Raw genomic sequence first — 1,801 nt, forward strand, 5'->3', positions numbered from 1 at the left:
TTCTTGATTTCGTTGCCCAAAGCCAAAAGTTTGGTACGTTGATTAGAGGTTTCAGCTTCACTGTAAATGATATTAAGCGCCCCTTGGTAAGTTTCACTTCCTTGAAAGTCGATGATCTTGTTGAAGGCTACAATATCACCGTTGTTGCCCGTGCCAATAGTGATACCTCCCGCTAGTCCATTGTTACTCCGACCGTTTCGATAGCAGATATTACTAATCGCCAACACTGACCCACCCGCTGCATTGGCAGAAATATAGACCCCTGTACGAAGAGTTTCACCACAAAAATTACCCGCAATGACGGCATTACCCCCGTTGGCACTGTTGGAGTATCCCACCTGAATGTTGTGTCTAGTGATGAGGTTTGCCGTAGGGGTGACGGTTCCGTTAGACTCAAGTGACATACAATAGTTGTTGGTGATGATGACTTTGCTATCTCCTCCAAGGCCATTGATATAGATATGTTGGTTGGCCTTAGAAGTCAAGATTCTATTGCGGTCAATAATAATTCCCCCGCTTAGAATAGGGGTGGGATTGGCCGCATTGGACAAGAAAAGGATGGCCGAATTTTCGGTAGAGCTATTCCCTGTATTAGCAATGGCATTGATGAAAGTGTTGTCAAGCACCGATGCCACTTGACAGTCTTTCCCATAAACTCCAAAGCTTGTAAAGTGGGTGAAAACGCAATTCCTTACCGTGTTGTTGTAACCTTGTAATCTAACGCCTCCATTGGCCAAAAAGTCGGTTCCTGAATAGCCATTGGCCGTAATGGTTCCTCCGTACAAGGTTGAATTACCGAGCAATTGAAACACGGATTTGTCTTGCGCCGCTTGTCGGATAACTGCCCCGTTAAGGTTGACACTGACACCCGCAGGGATGGTAATCAGGTCAGTAATCTTATACTTGTTGCCTTTTTTGTTGTGAAAAGTAAGGCTTGTTTTTCCTTTTCTGACGCAATAATTAAGGGCTTTGTTTAAGAGATTTGTCACGTCCTGCGTATCGTCACCCTTAGGATTCCACCAGTCAAAAACGGCTTCGTTTTCAATCGCTCGTTTAAATCTTTTCGTGCCTTGTACAAAGGTCGTGACACTATCGTCGGGCGTAGTGGTGTCGGAGGCGTCGTAGTAATAGAGACCTTCCACCCCCTGATTGTTGATACCAACGATATTGAGCGTAGAGGCGACGGCGTTGAGGTTACGAGCTTCTTGCATCGACATCACAAAGCCGCGTACAATACCGTCACTGCCTACATAGGCAGGGCTTTGTTTGGCAGAAAGTGGAACCGAAATGCGGGTTTGGGCGCTTAGTTCGAAGCCCCAAAATGCGAAAAGAAACAAAAATAAGTGTTTGGTTTTCATGGGTGTTTTGGCTATAAATTGAACTTCAAAATTTGTGGTTCGTCGGCATTGGTAGCCGCAAACCATGTTTTTTTTGCGTGCGATAACTTAATTTTAGTTTGGGCGTTTTGTGAGGCAGCAGGGTCTTGAATCACAAAGAAGACTGATTTTTTATCCACTATTTTTAGGACGACGGGGCGGGCTTGCAGGTAGTCTTCGACGATTGCGGTGTCATCATTGTTTCTCATAACTGACTGAAAATTCGTATCACCCTCTCGCTTGAAGGCATAGTTCGCGTCCTCAAATTGCCCTTGTTCTAAACTGTCTTGAATGAAAAAAACTTCATAAACCCCCTCATGGATGGCATCTGCCGACAACCCGTCTTGGTAAGGATAGATGCGTACGGGTTCGGGACGGCTAGGGGGCAAAGCGATATTGCCCGTGGAAGAGCAATGCGGAAATCC

Annotated in this window: 2 protein-coding genes; both read right to left on the reverse strand. The window is 45.6% G+C overall.

The annotated features are described in order from the left end of the window. Window positions 1–1,358 (reverse strand): putative phage tail protein (locus G563_RS38525; RefSeq protein ID WP_037327628.1); only part of this gene is annotated, 1,358 nt, incomplete at its 3' end. A gap of 11 nt (window positions 1,359–1,369) precedes the next feature. Then, window positions 1,370–1,801: hypothetical protein (locus tag G563_RS38530; protein ID WP_028667018.1), on the reverse strand; the 432-nt coding region annotated here is incomplete at its 5' end.

The organism is Runella zeae DSM 19591, from assembly GCF_000423565.1.
Taxonomy (GTDB): domain Bacteria; phylum Bacteroidota; class Bacteroidia; order Cytophagales; family Spirosomataceae; genus Runella; species Runella zeae.